The sequence below is a fragment of the Xanthocytophaga agilis genome (genome assembly GCF_030068605.1).
Taxonomy (GTDB): Bacteria; Bacteroidota; Bacteroidia; order Cytophagales; family 172606-1; genus Xanthocytophaga; species Xanthocytophaga agilis.
This window is the reverse complement of record NZ_JASJOU010000043.1, coordinates 1-1,535: the sequence shown is the minus strand read 5'-3', so window position 1 is coordinate 1,535 and position 1,535 is coordinate 1. Positions and strand designations below refer to the sequence as shown.

General features: G+C 42.9%; 1 pseudogene. It reads right to left on the bottom strand.

What is annotated here, in order from left to right:
• A pseudogene (locus QNI22_RS40090) lies at nt 1-1,535 on the bottom strand (hypothetical protein); the annotation flags it as partial.

Genomic DNA, 1,535 nt, shown 5'->3' with positions numbered 1-1,535 from the left:
CCACTGCTCTGACCTATCTTCACAGTCACTACTTTTGAATACGAACCATTCCCATCTCTGTCTATCTGATTCAACCGATAATAATTTACTCCTGATAGTGGTGAACTATCCAAAAATGAATATGTTAACGGAGTCGACGAGTTGCCTGCTGCTACCACACTCCCTAACTGTGTATACGTCTTGCCATCACTGCTGCGTTCAACATTGAACATACTGCTGTTTTCTTCACTGGATGTAATCCATTTCAACTCTACCTGTTTTTCTTCCGTAGCATAGCCATTCAGTGACAGATAGGTTACCGGCAAACTCACAGGTGTTCCACTGATAATCCCTATCTGTGAAAAAGTAGAAAACCCGCTTCGTCCATATTGTTGTTTGATTGAGTAATCACCCACTACACTGCTGTTATTAAATGTCCAGGGAGAAGAAGCGTTGGTTCGTTTGGCAAAGGTGAGCGGACCACTGCCTCCCGGATAGTTAGCTAAATATAAAGTGATATTATATCGGGCAGATGCTGCCGGTGTGGTGTTAGGTTCCAGTGTCCAGTACCCATCCTGCGCCAGATAAGGAAACACATTCAATCCTTCTACCAATGGCAATCCACTGGTGCCACTCAAAGTACCCCAGGTAAAAAAGCCCAGCACATTACTCACATTCAAATCAGACGTTACACCCATTGTCAAACGCTGATAACGACCAGCATCTCCTATCGGATAATCATAATCTATTGAACCTGTGTAAACAAATTCCACATCATCTGCCAGAATATACTTTCCTCCTGAAGAACTGGAATAAAATCCAATTCTGCATTGCCCGTTGGTGACCACAATATTGGGGATGGTGATTTGTTTCCAGGTCAGGGAAAATGTAATATCTGTCTTGATCAGACTACCTCCATAGTTGGAAGCATACATGTAGGTACTTGTCTGTCCTCCTGTACTGATTACCCATGCCTTGAGTGTATAAATCCCATTGGTAAGTCCGCTTAATGTCTGATAGATCTCTGTTGTATAGGAGCTTCCATTATACTGAGCCAGATAGCGACTACCCGAATGTGGAGTATTCACATTATCTAAATAAGATCTGTTAGAGGTTCTTGTCCAGTTAGCAGGTGAACTGCCACTTCCGTAGTTTTCAAAACCAGCATTAGGTACAGTTACTGTTGGAACCGTACCAATGGATCTGCGCAAGTTTCCCCAAATGTAGGAAGCAGACGAAAAGTTGGTTATGGCATCTGTATCCGAATTGGTCAGATTGATTTCATAGGTTCCGGTTTTGATCAGACCTTTTGTCAGATCCAGCGTATTGGACACATAAATCGTGTTGGCAGGAATCACATAACCTGAGTTCTTATTGACTTTCAGGTTGGCATATTGACTCGAGGAACTGCTTCCGGAAATAGTCTGATTGGTAGTTCCCATCATAGTGATGGTAGCAGTGGAGTTGGTAGTAAGTGTGCCACTGTTCAACAGATCTCCACATACCTGTAGTTCACTTCCGCTGTTTAAAGTTACTTTCGCGCCTGATTGAATAGT